At 57.0% G+C, this 1555-nt stretch carries 1 rRNA gene; it reads left to right on the top strand.

The annotated features are described in order from the left end of the window. Nucleotides 1-1541, top strand: a 23S ribosomal RNA gene (locus ACFWYW_RS59330); the annotation flags it as partial. Nucleotides 1542-1555 lie beyond the last annotated feature (14 nt).

A 1555-nucleotide genomic window follows, 5' to 3' on the forward strand; every position in this document is an offset into this window, starting at 1 on the left:
AGGCCTTCGGGTCTGGCTGTGGCCGAACGCTCGAACCGATTGAGTAGTAGGTAAGCGATGGGGTGACGCAGGAAGGTAGTCCAGCCCAGGCGATGGTTGTCCTGGGGTAAGCATGTAGCCCGTGTCGTAGGCAAATCCGCGACACATGGAGGGTGAGATGTGATGCCGAGCCGATTGTGGCGAAGTGGATGATCCTATGCTGCCGAGAAAAGCCTCTAGTGAGTGTTGTGGCGGCCCGTACCCTAAACCGACTCAGGTGGTCAGGTAGAGAATACTAAGGCGATCGGGTGAACTGTGGTTAAGGAACTCGGCAAATTGCCCCCGTAACTTCGGGAGAAGGGGGACCTCTGCTGGTGATCAGGCTAGCTTTGTGAGCTGGTGGGGGTCGCAGTGGCCAGGGGGAAGCGACTGTTTACTAAAAACACAGGTCCGTGCGAAGTCGTAAGACGATGTATACGGACTGACGCCTGCCCGGTGCCGGAACGTTAAGGGGACCGCTTAGCGCAGGTAACTGTGCGAAGGTGAGAACTTAAGCGCCGGTAAACGGCGGTGGTAACTATAACCATCCTAAGGTAGCGAAATTCCTTGTCGGGTAAGTTCCGACCTGCACGAATGGCGTAACGACTTCCCCGCTGTCTCAACCGCAGACCCGGCGAAATTGCACTACGAGTAAAGATGCTCGTTACGCGCAGCAGGACGGAAAGACCCCGGGACCTTCACTACAGCTTGACATTGGCGTTTGGAGCGTCTTGTGTAGGATAGGTGGGAGACTGGGAAGCTGTCACGCTAGTGATGGTGGAGTCATTGGTGAAATACCACTCTGGTCGTTTTGAACGTCTAACTCTGGTCCGTGATCCGGATCGGGGACAGTGTCTGGTGGGTAGTTTAACTGGGGCGGTTGCCTCCTAAAGAGTAACGGAGGCGCCCAAAGGTTCCCTCAGCCTGGTTGGCAATCAGGTGTCGAGTGTAAGTGCACAAGGGAGCTTGACTGTGAGACTGACGGGTCGAGCAGGAGCGAAAGCTGGGACTAGTGATCCGGCATCGGCATGTGGAAGCGGTGTCGCTCAACGGCTAAAAGGTACCCCGGGGATAACAGGCTGATCTTCCCCAAGAGTCCATATCGACGGGATGGTTTGGCACCTCGATGTCGGCTCGTCGCATCCTGGGGCTGGAGTAGGTCCCAAGGGTTGGGCTGTTCGCCCATTAAAGCGGTACGCGAGCTGGGTTTAGAACGTCGCGAGACAGTTCGGTCCCTATCCGCTGCGCGCGCAGGAGACTTGAAAGGAGCTGTCCCTAGTACGAGAGGACCGGGACGGACGAACCTCTGGTGTGCCAGTTGTACCGCCAGGTGCACGGCTGGTTGGCTACGTTCGGAAGGGATAACCGCTGAAAGCATCTAAGCGGGAAGCTCGCCTTGAGATGAGGTCTCCCACCACGAGAGTGGGTAAGGCCCCCTAGAGACGATGGGGTTGATAGGCCGGAGGTGGAAGCACGGTAACGTGTGGAGCTGACCGGTACTAATAGGCCGAGGACTTGACCACAAAGCACACAGTCC

Origin of the sequence: Nonomuraea sp. NPDC059023, assembly GCF_042740095.1 — a bacterium.
GTDB lineage: Bacteria > Actinomycetota > Actinomycetes > Streptosporangiales > Streptosporangiaceae > Nonomuraea.